General features: G+C 64.2%; 14 protein-coding genes and 1 tRNA gene. 6 read left to right on the top strand and 9 right to left on the bottom strand.

The window, feature by feature from the left end; genetic code table 11:
- Positions 1–153 precede the first annotated feature (153 nt).
- Positions 154–1,245 (bottom strand): redox-regulated ATPase YchF, encoded by a 1,092-nt coding sequence (gene ychF, locus F1735_RS08045; RefSeq protein WP_167236447.1) that lies wholly within the window; start codon positions 1,243–1,245, stop codon positions 154–156.
- Between the two features lie 319 nt (positions 1,246–1,564).
- Here ychF and F1735_RS08050 point away from each other — a divergent pair, with 319 nt between their 5' ends.
- A complete protein-coding gene (locus F1735_RS08050) occupies positions 1,565–1,810 on the top strand; it encodes a hypothetical protein (RefSeq protein ID WP_167236448.1) in 246 nt (81 codons plus the stop codon).
- A gap of 96 nt (positions 1,811–1,906) precedes the next feature.
- Here the strand turns inward: F1735_RS08050 and F1735_RS08055 are convergent, their stop codons facing one another.
- On the bottom strand, positions 1,907–2,992 hold the full coding sequence (locus tag F1735_RS08055; protein WP_167236449.1) for a patatin-like phospholipase family protein: 1,086 nt from the start codon (positions 2,990–2,992) through the stop codon (positions 1,907–1,909).
- Between the two features lie 345 nt (positions 2,993–3,337).
- On the opposite strand from F1735_RS08055, the gene F1735_RS08060 reads away from it, so the two are divergent.
- Both F1735_RS08060 and F1735_RS08065 read left to right on the top strand, forming a co-directional pair.
- The gene (locus tag F1735_RS08060; RefSeq protein ID WP_167236450.1) at positions 3,338–3,829 is read left to right on the top strand and encodes a hypothetical protein; all 492 of its coding nucleotides are present in this window, start codon (positions 3,338–3,340) and stop codon (positions 3,827–3,829) included.
- A 91-nt stretch (positions 3,830–3,920) separates the two neighbouring features.
- Positions 3,921–5,780, top strand: coding sequence for a DUF3857 domain-containing transglutaminase family protein (locus F1735_RS08065; protein WP_167236451.1), 1,860 nt, complete (start codon positions 3,921–3,923; stop codon positions 5,778–5,780).
- 9 nt (positions 5,781–5,789) lie between these two features.
- Here the strand turns inward: F1735_RS08065 and pth are convergent, their stop codons facing one another.
- From pth to F1735_RS08100, 7 genes are all read right to left on the bottom strand, one after another.
- Positions 5,790–6,374: an aminoacyl-tRNA hydrolase gene (pth, locus tag F1735_RS08070; protein ID WP_167236452.1), complete on the bottom strand. Its 585-nt coding sequence runs from the start codon at positions 6,372–6,374 to the stop codon at positions 5,790–5,792.
- Positions 6,375–6,486: 112 nt separating this feature from the next.
- On the bottom strand, positions 6,487–7,125 hold the full coding sequence (locus F1735_RS08075; protein WP_167236453.1) for a 50S ribosomal protein L25/general stress protein Ctc: 639 nt from the start codon (positions 7,123–7,125) through the stop codon (positions 6,487–6,489).
- A 229-nt stretch (positions 7,126–7,354) separates the two neighbouring features.
- Positions 7,355–8,305 (bottom strand): ribose-phosphate pyrophosphokinase, encoded by a 951-nt coding sequence (locus F1735_RS08080; RefSeq protein WP_054265879.1) that lies wholly within the window; start codon positions 8,303–8,305, stop codon positions 7,355–7,357.
- 154 nt (positions 8,306–8,459) lie between these two features.
- Positions 8,460–8,536: transfer RNA gene (locus F1735_RS08085), tRNA-Gln, on the bottom strand.
- A 64-nt stretch (positions 8,537–8,600) separates the two neighbouring features.
- Complete coding sequence (ispE, locus tag F1735_RS08090) at positions 8,601–9,506, bottom strand: 4-(cytidine 5'-diphospho)-2-C-methyl-D-erythritol kinase (protein ID WP_167236454.1); 906 nt, start codon at positions 9,504–9,506, stop codon at positions 8,601–8,603.
- Position 9,507: 1 nt separating this feature from the next.
- Positions 9,508–10,116, bottom strand: coding sequence for an outer membrane lipoprotein LolB (locus F1735_RS08095; protein ID WP_167236455.1), 609 nt, complete (start codon positions 10,114–10,116; stop codon positions 9,508–9,510).
- 43 nt (positions 10,117–10,159) lie between these two features.
- On the bottom strand, positions 10,160–11,977 hold the full coding sequence (locus tag F1735_RS08100; protein ID WP_167236456.1) for a tetratricopeptide repeat protein: 1,818 nt from the start codon (positions 11,975–11,977) through the stop codon (positions 10,160–10,162).
- 99 nt (positions 11,978–12,076) lie between these two features.
- Between F1735_RS08100 and mutM the strand changes: the two genes are divergently transcribed.
- The 3 genes from mutM to mutY are packed head-to-tail and all read left to right on the top strand — an operon-like array spanning position 12,077 to position 15,986.
- Entirely contained in the window at positions 12,077–12,910 is an 834-nt protein-coding gene (mutM, locus tag F1735_RS08105) for a bifunctional DNA-formamidopyrimidine glycosylase/DNA-(apurinic or apyrimidinic site) lyase (protein ID WP_167236457.1), read from the top strand.
- Positions 12,911–12,960: 50 nt separating this feature from the next.
- Complete coding sequence (locus tag F1735_RS08110) at positions 12,961–14,895, top strand: dynamin family protein (protein WP_167236458.1); 1,935 nt, start codon at positions 12,961–12,963, stop codon at positions 14,893–14,895.
- Positions 14,892–15,986 carry an A/G-specific adenine glycosylase gene (mutY, locus tag F1735_RS08115; RefSeq protein ID WP_167236459.1) on the top strand — a complete coding sequence of 365 codons (1,095 nt, stop codon included), beginning with the start codon at positions 14,892–14,894 and terminating at the stop codon, positions 15,984–15,986. The genes F1735_RS08110 and mutY overlap by 4 nt, the downstream gene beginning before the upstream one ends.

Genomic DNA, 15,986 nt, shown 5'->3' on the forward strand with positions numbered 1-15,986 from the left:
TGCGCGCGCAGACGTCGCCCTTAGCCGGAAACCGGTCGGGCTTGCTCATCTGATCGAGCAGCCAGGACAGCAACAAAAAACCCCGCCATCACGATCGATGCACGGGGTTTTTTATGCGATTGCGCCGCTATCGGGCGCCACTGCGGGCAGGGCTCAGACGTTGAACAGGAAGTTCAGCACATCGCCATCCTTGACCACGTATTCCTTGCCTTCGGCGCGCATCTTGCCAACTTCCTTGGCGCCGGCTTCGCCCTTGTACGCGATGAAATCATCGTAGGCAATGGTTTGCGCGCGGATGAAGCCGCGTTCGAAGTCGGTGTGGATCACGCCGGCCGCTTGCGGGGCGGTGTCGCCCACGTGGATGGTCCAGGCGCGCACTTCCTTCACGCCGGCGGTGAAGTAGGTCTGCAGGCCGAGCAGCTTGTAGGCGGCGCGGATCAGGCGATCGAGGCCCGGCTCCTGCATGCCCATGTCGGCCAGGAAAGCACCCTTGTCGGCATCGTCGAGGTCGGCGATTTCGGATTCGATGGCGGCGCAGATGGCCACGATCGGCGCATTTTGACCCTTGGCGTAGGCGGTCAACTGGTCGAGCAGCGGGTTGTTGGTGAAGCCCGTGTCGGACACATTGGCCACGTACATGGCCGGCTTGGCGGTGATCAGGCACAGCGGCTTGATCAACAGCATTTCTTCGGCATCCAGGCCCATCGCGCGCACCGGCTTGGCATCGTTCAGGAACGGCATCATGCGTTCCATCAGCGCGACCAGCTTGGCGGCATCCTTGTCGCCGGAACGGGCTTTCTTGTTCTCGCGGTGGATGGCTTTTTCGACGGTGCCCATGTCGGCCAGCGCCAGCTCGGTCTGGATGACTTCGATGTCGTCCAGCGGGCTGATCTTGCCGGCCACGTGGATCACATTGTCGTCTTCGAAGCAGCGCACCACGTTGACGATGGCGTCGGTTTCGCGGATGTGCGACAGGAACTGGTTGCCCAGGCCCTCGCCCTTCGACGCGCCGGCGACCAGGCCGGCGATGTCGACGAATTCGACGATGGCGTTGACCATGCGTTCCGGCTTGACGATGTCGGCCAGCGCATCCATGCGCGGGTCCGGTACTTCGACCACGCCGACGTTCGGCTCGATGGTGCAGAACGGATAGTTTTCAGCCGGAATGCCGGCCTTGGTCAGGGCGTTGAAGAGGGTGGACTTGCCGACGTTGGGCAGGCCGACGATGCCGCATTGGAGACTCATGAAAAACCTTTAATGATCAATAAGTTAGGCGGGTGCAGATCGTGGCGTAACACGCCAGGCAAGACTTTACGTCAACCACCATCACTACGATAAATGACAACAAAACGCCCATCAATGCAGCGCTATCGCTGATTTATGTGAGTTTTGTCAAAGAATATCGCTATTGTAACCCTCAGCGCCACCCTTCTCCAAAAGCTGCGTTACCCTGCCTTGTGCGCGTACGCCTGTTTTGGCGTACTTCGGGCACTGGGCAGGATGGCGTTCACGCTGGGAACGTGTCAATGCTGGCAGCCCAACAAGCAAAACAGGTGACTTTGCCATGGGAAGATATCTGGACGACGTCATCAACAGCCTGCCGGCTGAACGGAAGACAGCCATCGCGACGGATTCCAGGAACAAATTTGATGAGATGCTCGCGTACGCAGCGCAACGCATCCGCAAAGATGTCGACAAAAGGCAAGCTCAGGCGGCAAAAAACGTGAGTACTGAGCCGAACCCTGTTTCGCAAGCGGAAATGCCGTCCGATCCTCCATCCCGGCTTGGCGTCGATACTAAGAAACATTGAGATTGACAATAATCTGTCGATACCCGGTAAGAACGGCATACGGATTGAGTCACGTGCCGTGGTCGTTCCACCAAATGCCTTTGCTCATGCCGCCGTTCAAAATGCCCGGATACGCGACAGGTCCGGCTGCTCGACGAACGCGGCGAATTCGTCACGCAGGCGCTGGCCCTGTCCGATCGCCTGTTGCCAGTTGCGGATGCGGGCGTCATGGTCGAGCCCGTAAAAAGTAAAATCCTTGCGGTCCAGCAGCTTGCCGCGCGGCAGGGTACTGAGGAAATGCGGGGTCGGCGCGACCAGCAGCACGTTGTCGAGCCAGCCGCGCCGGGGGCCGCGCGCCATGCGCCGCCACGGCATCGCCTTGTCCAGCCAGCCCGGCACGATATGCTCGCTGAAGTGCGGGTACAGCACGATTTCTCCTGGGGCCAGATTCGAGTACGGCAGCGCCAGGTGATAGTCGACCAGGCCGCCATCCCAGTAAGCACCCGGCGGCGCGCCGGCGATACGACGCACCGGCTGCATCAGCATCGGCAGGGTGCCCGAGGCCAGCAGGGCGTCGGCCAGGTTGGCGCTGTCGAGGGTGGCGAGATGGGTGGTGAAGCTGTCGAAGCCGGGCGTCAGCCAGGCCGGCGCGCCGCGCGCATCGCTGACGATGACCCGTTCGGCCATGCGTGACAGGCTGGCGCGCGACACCAGGTTGAGCAGCGCGGCGGCGGCGAAACCGGTGGCTTCGGCGCGCCGGTGCGCCGGCGCGGCCAGGAACCCGCGCCCGCGCGCGGCGATGATATGCAGGCGGTGGTGAGGGTGAGTGCTCACTTGCGCTTCGTGGCCGCCCACCAGTTCGTGCAGCAGTGTGCGGCAGACAGTGTCGATTTCCTGCGGCGAGGGCTTGGCGGTGTAGCGCTGGCCGCAGTACAGTTCGCCCAGCCTGGCGAACGCGGCGACCGGGTCGGCCCGGCAGGCGGCCGCCATGCGCCAGGCGCCGATCGAGGCGCCGATCAGGGCGCGCTCGCGCGGCGCTTGCGCCAACCAGTGGCCGAACAGCCATTGGTCGAGCGACTGGAAAATCAAGCCTTTGGGGCCGCCGGCGGCGGCGGGAACGACGGCGATGTCGCGCGCGCGCAGGCCGTGCTGGCGGATGTGGGCCAGCGCGTGCGGGCCGGCGTGGAAGGAAAGTGCGTGCATGACGCGATTATGGCGACAAGTGCGCCCTTGCGGCAAGTCGCCATGCCGGCAGTATTGCCGACCGTCGTCATGCGATCCGAACACAGCGCACTTTCAGCGGCGGCCATGCCGCCCGAGCGCCACGTAGAATGGATGGCGCCCGCCGCAAGCGGACCGACCAATCGCAATGGAAACCATCACATGACCTGGTACGCAAGCGAAGTTTTTTGCACGATGCAATGACGCCCTGTTATCCGCGGTGCGCAACGATCCGCTGCTGGCCGCACATGCCTATTTGATCGATGTTCCGGTCGACTACACGCTGCATGACGAACCCGGCGTGTTCGTGCCGCCGGAGGCGGGCTGTTGCTCATCCGGCCGGTCTGCGATCCCGGCACCGATTGCGCCGAATGGCATGCATCCGGGGTGCTGTCCTGGCATGCGCTGGCGGGGCAGGTACACACGCCCATCCTGGCCCCCGCGTCGCTCGGGGAGCATATGGACAGCGACTTGCGCGACGAACTGCCGCCGGACGATTTCTTCCGTTACCTGAAGGAACTGAGCATCGCGCACAAGGCTGACCTGGTCTATTTTTACTGCTTCATGTGGGGCGGCGACACGGAAATCGCGTACGCATCGTTCTTCGGCCGGCGCGAAGAGGTGTCGTTCGTGCTCACATCGGGGGTGCTCTCCCAAGTGGCGCGCAACGATACGAACAACGCGCTCAGGGCGGTGCAACTCGATGTGCTGTCCGACGCACTGGCGTACCTGGAAGCGCCGCTTGCTTCGCCATTCTGCATCTTGCACACGCGCGGCTTTCCCTGGGAATCGTTCAGGCTCCGGGTCCCGGCCCTGTAAGGCCGGCTACCCGAGCACGATTGCGGCAAGTCAAATGCGGCCACATCGGCCTGCGTAACATGATCGGCTGATGTCTCATCCGGAGCCCTTCATGCCCACTTGCCTTGCCGCAGTATTGAGCGCCCTCCTCCTTCTTGCCAACGCCGGCGCAGCCGCCGCCAACGCCGACACCGGCACCGACCCGGCGATCGTCATCGATCAATACCGCCAGCATTACGTGGTCGACACCGATGGCGGCTACCGCCTCACGGTCGACAATGTCAAGACCATCGTCCTGGCGCGCGCGCTGCAGGCGCACAGCCAGTATGTGATCAGCTACAACACCGGCCTCGACGACATCAGCGAGCTCGAGGCCTTCACCATCAAGCCGGACGGCCGGCGCATCGCGGCCCCGCCGCCGCAGATCAAGGACCAGCCAGACCCGGCCGCGAGCGACGCGCCCATGTTCCAGGATGCGCGCCTGAAAATCATCGCCTTTTCCGATGTCGCGGTGGGCGACCAGGTGGCCGTGCGTTACGTCCTCACGCGCAAGAAGGCCTTGTTTCCCGGCCACTTCGAAGACTTGTCCTCATCGCAGTTTTACGCGAGCAAGCAGTTTCACCTGATCTACGACATGCCGGACTCGATGACCTTGTACGCCGACGCGGTCGGCTTTGCGCCGGTGCCGGCCGCCGGCGCCGCCGGGCGCCAGGTCTACCAGTGGAAATATGTCAGCGGCCCGAACCGGCGCATCGAGTCGGACTCGGTCAGCTATCTCGATTACGGCAAGCGGCTGGCGGTGTCGACCTTTCCCGACTACGCCGCCTTCGCGCGCGCCTGGCACGCGCGCGCCAAGGCGCAGGCAGCGCTGACCCCGGCCATCGCCGCGCTGGCGCGGGAAGTGACGGCCGGCCTCGACACCCCGCGCGCGAAAGCGCTGGCCCTGTCGGAATGGGTGCGCCGTCACATCGCCTACGTGGCGCTGCCCATCGGCGCCGGCGGCGTGGCGCCGCATCCGGCCGCCACCGTGCTGGCTAAGCGCTACGGCGATTGCAAGGACCACGCGATCCTGCTCGAAGCCTTGCTCGGGGCGGCCGGCATCGACAGCAGCGCCGCGCTGGTCAACAGCAGCAATGCCTACCGCCTGCCGCGCGCGCCCACCCTGGGCATCTTCAATCATGCGATCACCTTCATTCCGGCGCTCGGGCTGTACCTCGATGCCTCCTCGGACTCGGTCGAGGCCGGCTATTTGCCGTCCGCCCTGCTCGGCAAACCGGTGCTGCTGGCCGCTACCGGCAAGCTGGCGCGCATGCCCTCGATGCAGCCAGAGCTCAACCGCATGCTGGCGCGCGTCAACATCGGGCGCAACGGCAGCGGCCGCCTTGACGTGGTGCGCACGGCCAGCGGCGCGCTGGCCGAAGCGTACCGCCAGGCCGTGCGCGATACGGCGCCGGCCGAGCGCGCGCGCTTCGTCGAGCGCATGCTGCAAGCGCTCGGCCAGCATGGCGACGGCCGTTTCGACGCCGGCCTCGTCGATGGCGCGGGGGATGAGTACCGCATGGGTTTTGCGGGCGTGAGCGACAATCTGGCCGAGCTGCCGGGACCGGCCGGCGTGGCGACCAGCTTCAATTTCTGGGGCGGCACGGCCGAATCGGTGGCGGCCATGGCGGAGGAAAAGACGCGCACCCAGGATTTCATCTGTCCCGCGCTCGACGCCGCCGACCAAACGGTGATCAGCTTCGCGCCCGGCATCCGCATCCTGGCGCTGCCGCAAGCGCTATCCGTACACGCGGCCGGCCTGTCATACCAGGCCGCCTACGCGCGCCAGGCCAACCGGGTGCTGGTCACGCGCAAGCTGCGCTTTCGCCATGCCGGCAGGACCTGCACCCCGGCCGACTACCTGCGCATGCGCGCGCCGCTCGAGCGCATATTGCGCGACCTGCGCAGCCGGATCATCGTCAAAGCCGGCTAACCCGCGGCATCAGGCGGTATGCAGCTGCATTGTCGCCATATCGAACTTGCCTTCGACCGCCAGCGGCAGGATGCGCAAGCTCTTGTCGATGCTGTCCTCGATCAGTATTTGCTCTTCCTTGCGCGGCCGGTGCAGCACGAAGTCGGCCACCGGCTGCTGCGAAGCGAGGGTGCGCGGATGGCCGATGCCGAGCCGCAAGCGCCAGTAATCCTGGGTGCCGAGCGAGGCGGTGATGCTCTTGAGGCCGTTATGCCCGCCGCTGGAGCCGCCCTTTTTCATCTTGACCACGCCGGGCGCCAGGTCGAGCTCGTCATGCACGACCAGCACCTCGTCGGGCATGATCTTGTAAAAACGCGCCAGCGCGCCCACCGATTGCCCGGACAGGTTCATGAAGGTTTGCGGTTCGAGCAAAAACACTTCCTGGCCGGCGATCGTGGTTTTCGCCACGAAGGCGTTAAAGCGCGACTCGCGTTGCAGGCGGCAGCCAGGCAGGCTGTTGGCGAGCTGGTCGACCAGCCAGAAACCGGCGTTGTGGCGGGTCTGTTGATACTCGGGGCCGGGATTGCCGAGGCCGACGATCAGGCGAATGGGCATGGTGTTCTACTCAACATAGTGGAATACAAGGATAACAGACGATAAAAAACCCGCTGGGCGCAAGGCCAAGCGGGTTTTTCTCCGACACGCCGCTTGCGCGGCGCGCGCATGATTACTTCTTGCCCTTGCCTTTGGCAGGAGCAGCGGCAGGCGCGGCTTCAGCAGCGGCGGCATCGGCTTCAGCCGACACTTGGCCAGCTGGAACAGCAGCGGTAGCAACGGTTGGGTTCTTGCCGTGGGTGATCGCGGACACGCCTTTTGGCAGGACCAGGTCAGCAACGTGGATCGAGTGACCGACGTCGATGTTGGTCAGGTCAACGGTGATGAACTCTGGCAAGTCGGTTGCCAGGCACGACACTTCCAACTCTTGCAGCACGTGCGAAACGATCGCGCCGTGCAGTTTGACTGCTGGCGAGACGTCGGCGTTGATGAAGTGCAGGGCGATTTTCTTGTGCAGCTTGCTGTTGGCATCGACGCGCTGGAAGTCAGCGTGCAGGACCAATTGCTTAAATGCGTGCATCTGGAAGTCGCGCAGCAGCACTGGCTGGGTTTTGCCGTCGATTTCCATTTCCAGGACCGAACCGTGGAACGCTTCTTTTTTCAGTGCGTGGTACAGGGCGTTGCCGTCCAGTTGGATCATGACAGGGGCTTCAGCGCCACCGTAGACGATACCTGGGGTTTGACCAGCGATACGCAGGCGGCGGCTCGCTCCGGACCCCTGCAGATTGCGATTGAATGCGATAACTTTCATGTGTTGCTCCAAAAAATGCGGGGCTTGATCGCCCTGCGGTGTGAGCGCCCCCGCGACCAGGGGTACTCGAAAACGGCCGCCCTGGGGCAGCCGGAAAAATCGGTACTGAAATAGACTTCAGGGTGGCACGGCCGGGAACGCTCGGTTCCCGCCTTGCCACCCTGCGAATCGGGTACTTCCGCTGACTGGCTTAGTCGCGCAGTTTAGTCGCGCAGTTTAGTCGCGCAGTTTAGTCAATGAACAGGGACATCACCGAATCGCCCTTGCTGATCCGCTTGAACGTTTCAGCGAGCAGCGGTGCGCAGGTCAGCTGGCGAATCTTGTCGCACGCCAGGCCGGCGGCCGACAGGGGAATCGTGTCGGTGACCACCAGTTCGTCCAGCGGCGACGCCGAAATGCGGTCGATCGCAGGACCGGACAGCACCGGGTGCGTGCAATACGCCACCACTTTCTTGGCGCCGCGCTCCTTGAGCACTTCGGCGGCCTTGGTCAGGGTGCCGGCGGTGTCGACCATGTCATCCATGATGACGCAGTTACGGCCTTCGACTTCACCGATGATGTTCATCACTTCCGACACGTTCGCCTTCGGGCGGCGCTTGTCGATGATGGCCAGGTCGCAGCCGAGGCGTTTCGCCAGGGCGCGGGCGCGCACCACGCCGCCGACGTCCGGGGACACCACCAGCAGGTCGTCGTAATTGCGTTTTTGCAGGTCGCCCAGCAAGATCGGGGAAGCGTAAATATTGTCAACCGGGATATCGAAGAAGCCCTGGATCTGGTCCGCGTGCAGATCCATGATCAGGACGCGCTCGACACCGGCTTTTTCCAGCATGTTGGCCACCACTTTGGCCGAAATGGCCACGCGCGCCGAACGTGGACGACGGTCCTGGCGGGCATAACCAAAATACGGGATCGCGGCGGTGATGCGGCCGGCGGACGCGCGCTTGAGGGCGTCGACCATCAGGATGATTTCCATCAGGCTGTCGTTGGTCGGTGCGCAGGTCGATTGCAGGACAAAAACGTCTTTACCACGGACATTCTCGTTGATCTCGACCATGACTTCGCCATCCGAGAACTTGGAGACGACTGCCTTGCCGAGAGGGATGCCGAGATTTTTTGCGACTCCTTCAGCCAGCGCAGGGTTTGCGTTGCCGGTAAAAACCATCAGGTTTTCGTAAGCCATGGGAGTCCCAAGAGGTAAGCGTTGATTTCTTTGAATGATGTCGCCGGACAGAACCGGCCGGCTGACGCTAAGCTAACAAGTGACTCGCGAGAGCGAGGCCACCGAGTCCGCCTGCTGGACGCACACTTCGCATCGACAGACCAGGCAAAACGAATGGCAGGGGAACAAGGATTCGAACCTTGGTATGCTGGAATCAAAATCCAGTGCCTTAACCAGCTTGGCGATTCCCCTACGCAACTGACTGCTTGTCGTCACACTTGACATTTTATCGTCAAACACAACGCCAGGCCAAATTCTATTCTATAACCGCACTAACTTGCAACACCGTGTTGAGAGGATGATGCATCAGCGCTTTCGCTTTCCATGCTTTCCAGATGGCGGGCACTTGTTGCAGTACCGCTTGCGCTTCCGTTTCGCTGGAAAACGCGCAAAATACACACGCTCCCGAGCCAGTCATCCTGGCGTCACCGTGAGCCGAGAGCCAGTCGATCGCCTGTGCTACCGGCGGGAACAAACTCACTGCCACTGCTTGCAAATCATTTCTTCCGAACCCCTTGAGCACTGCGTGCTTCATGGTGTGCCTGGAAAAGTCCGTTATTATGATCGGCGAAGTGTCCCTTGTCAAATGTTCTGAGCAAAATATTGCTGCGGTCGGAACGGCGACCCCTGGTTCGATCACCACATACCAGCAATCGGGCGCCGCGACCGGCCGCAGCGCCTCGCCCACGCCTTCGGCAAAGGCGGTCTCGCCAAAGATGAAAAACGGAATGTCGGCGCCCAGCGGCAGGGCCAGCGCCATCAAGTCGTCGCGCGTCAACCCGGCCTGCCACAGGACGTTGGCCACCATCAGGGCGGTGGCGGCGTCCGAGGAGCCGCCACCGAGCCCGCCCCCCATCGGCAGGCGCTTGTCGATGGCCACGTCGATCCCGGGCGGCAGGCGGCCGTGGCGGCGCTCGCAGGCCGCTTGCAGCAGCAGCAGCGCGCGCACGATCAGGTCATGCTCTTGCGGCACGCCCGGCACGTCGGTGGTGCGGCAAATGCGATGGTCGGCGCGCAGGTCGAAGTGCAGCAGGTCGCCATGGTCGACCATCTGGAACACGGTCTGCAGCAGGTGGTAGCCGTCGGCGCGGCGCCCGTTCACGTGCAGGAACAGATTGAGCTTGGCCGGGGCCGGGCAATCGTGCAGGGAAGTACGCCGCATGTCAGCCCTGCGGGTCGATCACGATGCGGATTTCCATCGCTTCCACGGTGGCGCTGGCCACGCGGGCGACGTCGATGCGCTTCGGCGCCGGCTTGGCCGCGCCGGCGTCTTGCCAGCTCACGTAGGTCAGGCGCCAGCCGTCGGCGGTGGTGACGGTGTTGGCGGCCGGGGACGCGGCGAAGCGCTGGCCGTCGGCGCCGGTGGCATAGCCTTGCAGCCAGTCGCGCAGGCCCGACACCGGCAGCGACCAGCCCAGCGTTTGCGCGGTCAGGCTGTCGATGTCGCGCGCCACGCGCGGGGCGCGGTCGCCTTGCGTCAGGGTGGCCGACTCGGGCGTGACGGTGATCGTGGCGATGGTCTGGCCCAGCGGCGAGGCCAGGCTGACGTTGACGGCGGACGGCGTCTGGACCCAGTTGAACTTGCCGGTCAGGGTCTCGGTCTGGCCATCTTTTTGGTAATTCACGGTCAGGCGGCCACCGAGTTCGATGGCGTCGCGGTAGGCCGCCACGCTGTCTTTGGACAGCTTGGCGTCGGGCGTGGCGCAGGCGGACAGGAGCGCGCTGGCAGCGAAGACCCAGGCCAGCACGGGGAAGCGGTTTTTAAGCATCATGGCAGTGGGGCGGCGTGAGGAAGATGCGCGCCATTATGACCCATCACAGCTTGAGCTGCAGCCGTGCGAGCGTGCTCTTGAGCGTATCGTTCTTGGGATCCTTGGCGCGCGCTTCGCGCCACAGCTGCTGGGCGTCGGATTTCTGGCCCTTGTGCCACAGCACTTCGCCCAGGTGTACGGCGATTTCGACATCGTTGCGCAGGGCGTAGGCGCGGCGCAGGTGGGCCTCGGCTTCGTCCAGCTTGCCCAGGCGGTACTGGACCCAGCCCATGCTGTCCATGATGAAGGGGTCGGCCGGGGCCATTTTCAGGGCCTTGTCGATCAGCGCCAGCGCTTCGTCCAGGCGCACATTGCGCTCGGCCAGCGAGTAACCGAGCGCGTTGTAGGCGTGGTGGTTGTCCGGGGCCAGCTGCATGACCTGGCGCAGGTTTTTTTCCATCACATCGACCTTGCCGATTTTTTCGGCCAGCAGGGCAAAGTCGTACAACAGGTCGGGATTGTCCGGGAAACGCACGACGCCCTGCTCCATCGCGGCGTAAGCGTCATCGGGCTTGCCGGCGTCGCGCAGGATCTGGCTTTGCACCAGCACCACTTGCACCTGCTGGGCCGGCTCTTCGGTCTTGAGGGCGGCCAGGTAGGCGCGCGCGCCCGCCAGGTCGCCCTGCTTGCCGATCAGTTGGGCCGTACGCAGCTGCGCCGCGAACCAGGTCGGCGCGTCTTCCTGGTCGATTTTTTCGAGCCAGGCGCGGGCGGCGGGAATATCGCCGCGCTCGTCGGCCAGTTGCGAGAGCATCATCAGCACCTTGGCCGGATCGCGCTCGTCGCCCGGGTTCTTGTCGAGCAAGGCGACGAAGCTGGCCAGGTAGGTTTCGGCCGCGGCCGGGTCGTTCAGCTGCATCGACAAGATGCCCAGCGCGTACAGCGTGGCCGGATTGTCGGGCTGCTCCTTGAGCAGGGCCACGAATTGCTTGCGCGCCGCATCGTACTGCTTTTGCGTGACGAGGATGCGGGCGTGGGCGGCGCGCACTTCACGCGCTCCGGGATTGGCGGCAAGGAACCTGGCCAGCAAGGCGGCCACGTCGGCCTGCTCGCCGCTGACCTGGGCCAGGGTCAGCACGGCGATTTCGGAATCGGGCTTGATGCGCAGCGCTTCCTGGGCATGGCCCAGCGCCACCTCGTTGGCGCCGCGCGTGTAGGCCGACTGCGCCAGCACCACGCGCGCTTCGCTCATGGTGCTGTAGGGCGCCAGCAGGCGCTCGAGCAGCGCGCCGGCGGCGGCCTTGTCGCGCGCGCGGGTCAGCAATTGCTGGATCTGGTACATGACCAGGCCGCGGTTGGCCGGCGGCGCGTCGCGCAGGCGCGCGGCGAACAGCTGGCCGGCTTCGCCCAGGTCGTCGGCCATCACCGCGGCGGCGATGTAGTACTGGGTCGCTTCGTCGGAGTCGGGCGCCAGTTCGCGCCACAGGCGGATCGCGACCAGCGATTCCTTGCCCTGCTGCGCGGCCTGGGCCATTTCGGCGGCGCGCTGCGCCAGGCGCGGATCGCGCGTTTGCTGGGCCAGGCCCATCAGGGTCATGTAGGGCGCCTGCCAGACGCCGCCGCGAAATTCGAATTCGGCCTTCATCAGCTTGTAGAGCATGTCGCGGGTCAAGACGACCTTGGGCAGCTTGAGGTCCGCCGACGGCTCATCCGGCGCGGCGGTGCGCTCGCCTTCGGCGAGCACCTCGGCGGCCGATGGCATGGGGGCGTCGGCAATGGCCGGCGCGGGAGGGGACGCGGGGGCCTCGGTGTGAGGCGTGGGCGCCACGGCGCACGCCGAGAGCAGGCCGGACAGGGTTACAATGACGAAAGCGTTTTTCAAGGTGGTTCCAGAATGACAGCGATTATTCCCGATTCTACGCCCAAGCCACGCTTCGCGTGCGGATCCACCGCGTCACCAACATGAATCTGCCTATCCGACATGCCTGAACTGCCCGAAGTAGAAGTCACCCGGCGCGGCGTCGCGCCCCATATCGACGGCCGCATCGTCGAGCACGTCCTGACGCGCCGGGAAGGCTTGCGCTGGCCATTCCCGCCGGGCTTGTCCGAGCTGCTGGCCGGGCAGCGCATTTTGCACACCGGGCGGCGCGGCAAATACTTGCTGATCGCCTTCGATCATGGCACCCTGATCATTCATCTGGGCATGTCCGGCCACCTGCGCGTGCTGCCGCTGGACACGGCGGTGAAAAAACATGACCATTTCGACCTGGTCGTGGCCAGCGAGGGCGGTGCGCAAGTGCTGCGCATGAACGATCCGCGCCGCTTCGGGGCGGTGCTGTGGCATCCCGCCGGTGACGGCGAACCCGACCAGCACCTGCTGCTGCGCGGCCTCGGCGTCGAGCCTTTGGGCGACGGTTTTTCGGGCGAATTGCTGTACCGCGAGACGCGCAAGCGCTCGGCGCCGATCAAGCAGGTGCTGCTGGCGGGCGATATCGTGGTCGGCGTGGGCAATATCTACGCTTGCGAGAGCCTGTTTCGGGCAGGAATCAACCCGAAAACGCCGGCCGCGCGCATCGGCCGCGAACGCTACAACAGGCTGGCCGAGGCGATTCGCCTTATCCTGTCTGAGGCTATTGTGCAAGGGGGCAGCACTTTACGTGACTTTATTGCGGTAAATGGGCAATCGGGCTATTTCCAACAGACATATTTCGTCTATGATCGTGCTGGAGTGCCTTGCCGCAACTGTGGGGCAGAGATTCGTCAGATCAAGCAGGGGCAGCGGTCGACTTTTTATTGTGTAAATTGTCAAAAATGACAATCGAGCAGGATTCGCAAGAACCTGTACGCGAGGGCAATGTGAGCATAATGGTGCAAGATTTTGAGCAGTACAGCGCGTGGCGTCAGGACGTGGCGATGGCGCTGGAAAAGTATCAAGGGTGGGTCACTGCGGCTGAACTGACCGACGCGGCAACCGAGCAGCGCATCGCGCGCGCGCTGGCGCGCCTGGCCGACGACCGCCTGTCGGTGGCCTTCGTGGCGGAGTTCTCGCGCGGCAAATCCGAACTGATCAACGCGATTTTCTTTGCCGATTACGGCCAGCGCATCCTGCCCTCGGCGGCCGGGCGCACCACCATGTGCCCGACCGAGCTGATGTACGACCCGGCGTTCCCGCCCTGCATCCGCCTGTTGCCGATCGAAACGCGCGCCAGCAACCTGTCGACCAGCGATTACCGCGACGATCCGGCCGCCTGGACCGTGCTGCCGCTGGCGCTCGACGCCGGCGAGGAAATGCACGAGACCTTCAAGCAGGTCAGCATGACCAAGCATGTCAAGGTCGAGGAAGCGAAGCGCTACGGCCTGTTCGACGAGACCGACCCGGACGTCGCCGCCACGCTCGACGACAACGGCATGATCGAAATTTCGCTGTGGCGCCACGCGATCATCAACTTCCCTCACCCGCTTCTCAAGCAAGGCCTGGTCATCCTCGACACGCCTGGCCTGAACGCGATCGGCACCGAGCCGGAACTGACCCTGAACCTGATTCCGAACGCGCACGCGGTGCTGTTCATCCTGGCCGCCGAAACCGGCGTGACCAAGAGCGATATCGAAGTCTGGCGCACCCACATCGGCGCCGGCGCCGGGCGCATCGTGGTCATGAACAAGATCGACGCGATGTGGGATGAGCTCAAGACCGAGGATGAAAACGACGCCGAGATCGAGCGCCAGCAAACCACCGTGGCGCACATGCTGGCCTTGGAGCCGCGCCAGGTGTTCCCGGTGTCGGCCCAAAAAGCCCTGGTCGGCAAGATCAACGGCGACATGGCCTTGCTCGAAAAGAGCCGCCTCGGCGCGCTCGAAGCGGCCCTGTTCAACGAACTCATTCCGGCCAAGCAGGACATTATCCGCAAGCAGCTCTCGGACGACCTGAACGCGGTGGTCGGCACCCAGCAAGCGACCATCGGGGCGCGCATCCGCGACATCGTCGAGCAGCTGCAGGAACTCAAAAGCCTGCGCGGCAAGAACCAGGGCGTGATCGCCCACATGATGCGCAGGGTCGAAGTCGAGAAAAAGGAATTCGACGGCAGCCTGTTCAAGCTGCAGGGCACGCGCGCGGTGTTCGCGCGCCTGTCGACGGAGCTCTACACCACGCTCGGCATGGACATCGTGCATAAGGAAATCGCCGCCGTGCGCGAAGCGATGGCCGCATCGCGCTTCGTCACCACCGGCATCCGTGGCCCGGTCAAGCACTTTTTCGACCAGGCGCGCGCCAATCTCGATGTCTCGAACCGCAAGATTTCCGAGATCAGCGAGATGATGGAAATGATGTACCGGAAATTCGCCGCCGAGCATGGCTTGAGCCTGGCCGTGCCGATGACGCTCTCGCTCGACAAGTACCGCAAGGAGATCGACGCCATCGAAGAGGTGTACGTCAAGCAGTTCGGCACCACCACCCTGTTAATCACCAGCCGCGACGCCGTCATCGAGCGCTTTTTCGATTCGATCGCCTCGCGCGTGCGGCGCAGCTACCGCGCCGCCAACGCCGACGTCGAAGCATGGCTGAAGGTGATCATGTCGCCGCTGGAAGCGCAGATCCGCCAGCACAAGGACCAGCTCAAGCATCGCCTGGCGTCGATCCAGCGCATCCACGACGCCACCGACAGCCTGGAAACGAAAATCGAATCGTTCGAAGCGAGCCAGTTCGCGCTGGAGAAGGTCAAGGCACGCCTGAACGACTTGGCCGGCAACGTGGACGCGGCCATGCGGCGCACCACCGCACAAGCATTCGAAGCGGCTGCGTGAAAAGACTGACCGAGTTCGGGCAGCTGGAAGACCCCTCGTTTTCCGCTGCCGTCATTGACTGGCAGAAGTCGCACGGACGCCACGCCCTGCCCTGGCAAAACACGCGCGACGCTTACCGCATCTGGCTCTCCGAGATCATGCTGCAGCAAACGCAGGTGGCCGCGGTGCTCTCTTACTATGCGCGCTTCCTGGAACGCTTCCCTACCCTGCACGACCTGGCTGCGGCGCCGTCGGAAGACGTGATGGCGCAGTGGAGCGGCCTTGGCTACTACACGCGGGCGCGCAACCTGCATGCCTGCGCCAAGCGCGTGGTTGAGGAATACGGCGGCGTGTTTCCGAGCGAGCCGGCGCTGCTGGCCGACTTGCCCGGCATCGGGCGCTCGACGGCGGCGGCCATTTCCGCATTTTCCAGCGGGACGCGCGCGGCCATTTTGGACGGCAACGTCAAGCGCGTGTTCGCGCGCGTGTTCGGCATCGATGAATTCCCGGGCGTGAAAGCGGTTGAAGAGGGCTTGTGGCGGCGCGCGGACGCGCTGCTGCCGGCTGAAGGAATCGAAGCGTACACGCAGGGCCTGATGGACCTGGGCGCCACGCTGTGTACGCGCAGTAAACCCGATTGCGCGCGCTGCCCGCTCCAGGACCGCTGCGTGGCCTACGCCACCGGCCGCACCGCCGAACTGCCGGTGCGCAAACCGAAAAAGACCATCCCCGAAAAACAGGCTGCCCTGCTGGTGGTGATCGAAGGCGGCCAGGTGCTGCTCGAACAGCGCGCGCAGAGCGGCATCTGGGGCGGGCTGATGTCGCTGCCCGAGCTGGACGGCCATGCCGTGCGCGGCGCGCTGGCCATCGACGCGGTGGCGCCGCTGGCCGGCGCTTTCGGTGAAGTGGAAGCGATTTCCGCGCTGCTGCCGCTGGTGCATGTGTTCACGCACTACCGCCTGCACATCGCGCCGTTCCAGGTGAGCTTGTCGCGACGCGCCGACCTGCCTGCGCCCTATCTCTGGTGGGACCTGGCGCGCATCGACAGCGCGCCGCTGCCGGCGCCGGTCAAGAAACTGCTGCTCGACCTGAGCGCCCCCTCCCTGTTCTGA

It is taken from the genome of Massilia genomosp. 1, assembly GCF_011682185.1.
GTDB classification, from domain to species: Bacteria; Pseudomonadota; Gammaproteobacteria; order Burkholderiales; family Burkholderiaceae_D; genus Telluria_A; species Telluria_A rubra.

Coding starts and splice junctions, on each gene's coding strand:
- F1735_RS08095 (WP_167236455.1), bottom strand. CDS start 10,116: ATGATGCTTAAAAACCGCTTCCCCGTGCTGGCCTGGGTCTTCGCTGCC.
- F1735_RS08110 (WP_167236458.1), top strand. CDS start 12,961: ATGGTGCAAGATTTTGAGCAGTACAGCGCGTGGCGTCAGGACGTGGCG.
- F1735_RS08065 (WP_167236451.1), top strand. CDS start 3,921: ATGCCCACTTGCCTTGCCGCAGTATTGAGCGCCCTCCTCCTTCTTGCC.
- F1735_RS08075 (WP_167236453.1), bottom strand. CDS start 7,125: ATGAAAGTTATCGCATTCAATCGCAATCTGCAGGGGTCCGGAGCGAGC.
- F1735_RS08055 (WP_167236449.1), bottom strand. CDS start 2,992: ATGCACGCACTTTCCTTCCACGCCGGCCCGCACGCGCTGGCCCACATC.
- ychF (WP_167236447.1), bottom strand. CDS start 1,245: ATGAGTCTCCAATGCGGCATCGTCGGCCTGCCCAACGTCGGCAAGTCC.
- F1735_RS08050 (WP_167236448.1), top strand. CDS start 1,565: ATGGGAAGATATCTGGACGACGTCATCAACAGCCTGCCGGCTGAACGG.
- F1735_RS08080 (WP_054265879.1), bottom strand. CDS start 8,305: ATGGCTTACGAAAACCTGATGGTTTTTACCGGCAACGCAAACCCTGCG.
- mutM (WP_167236457.1), top strand. CDS start 12,077: ATGCCTGAACTGCCCGAAGTAGAAGTCACCCGGCGCGGCGTCGCGCCC.
- pth (WP_167236452.1), bottom strand. CDS start 6,374: ATGCCCATTCGCCTGATCGTCGGCCTCGGCAATCCCGGCCCCGAGTAT.
- ispE (WP_167236454.1), bottom strand. CDS start 9,506: ATGCGGCGTACTTCCCTGCACGATTGCCCGGCCCCGGCCAAGCTCAAT.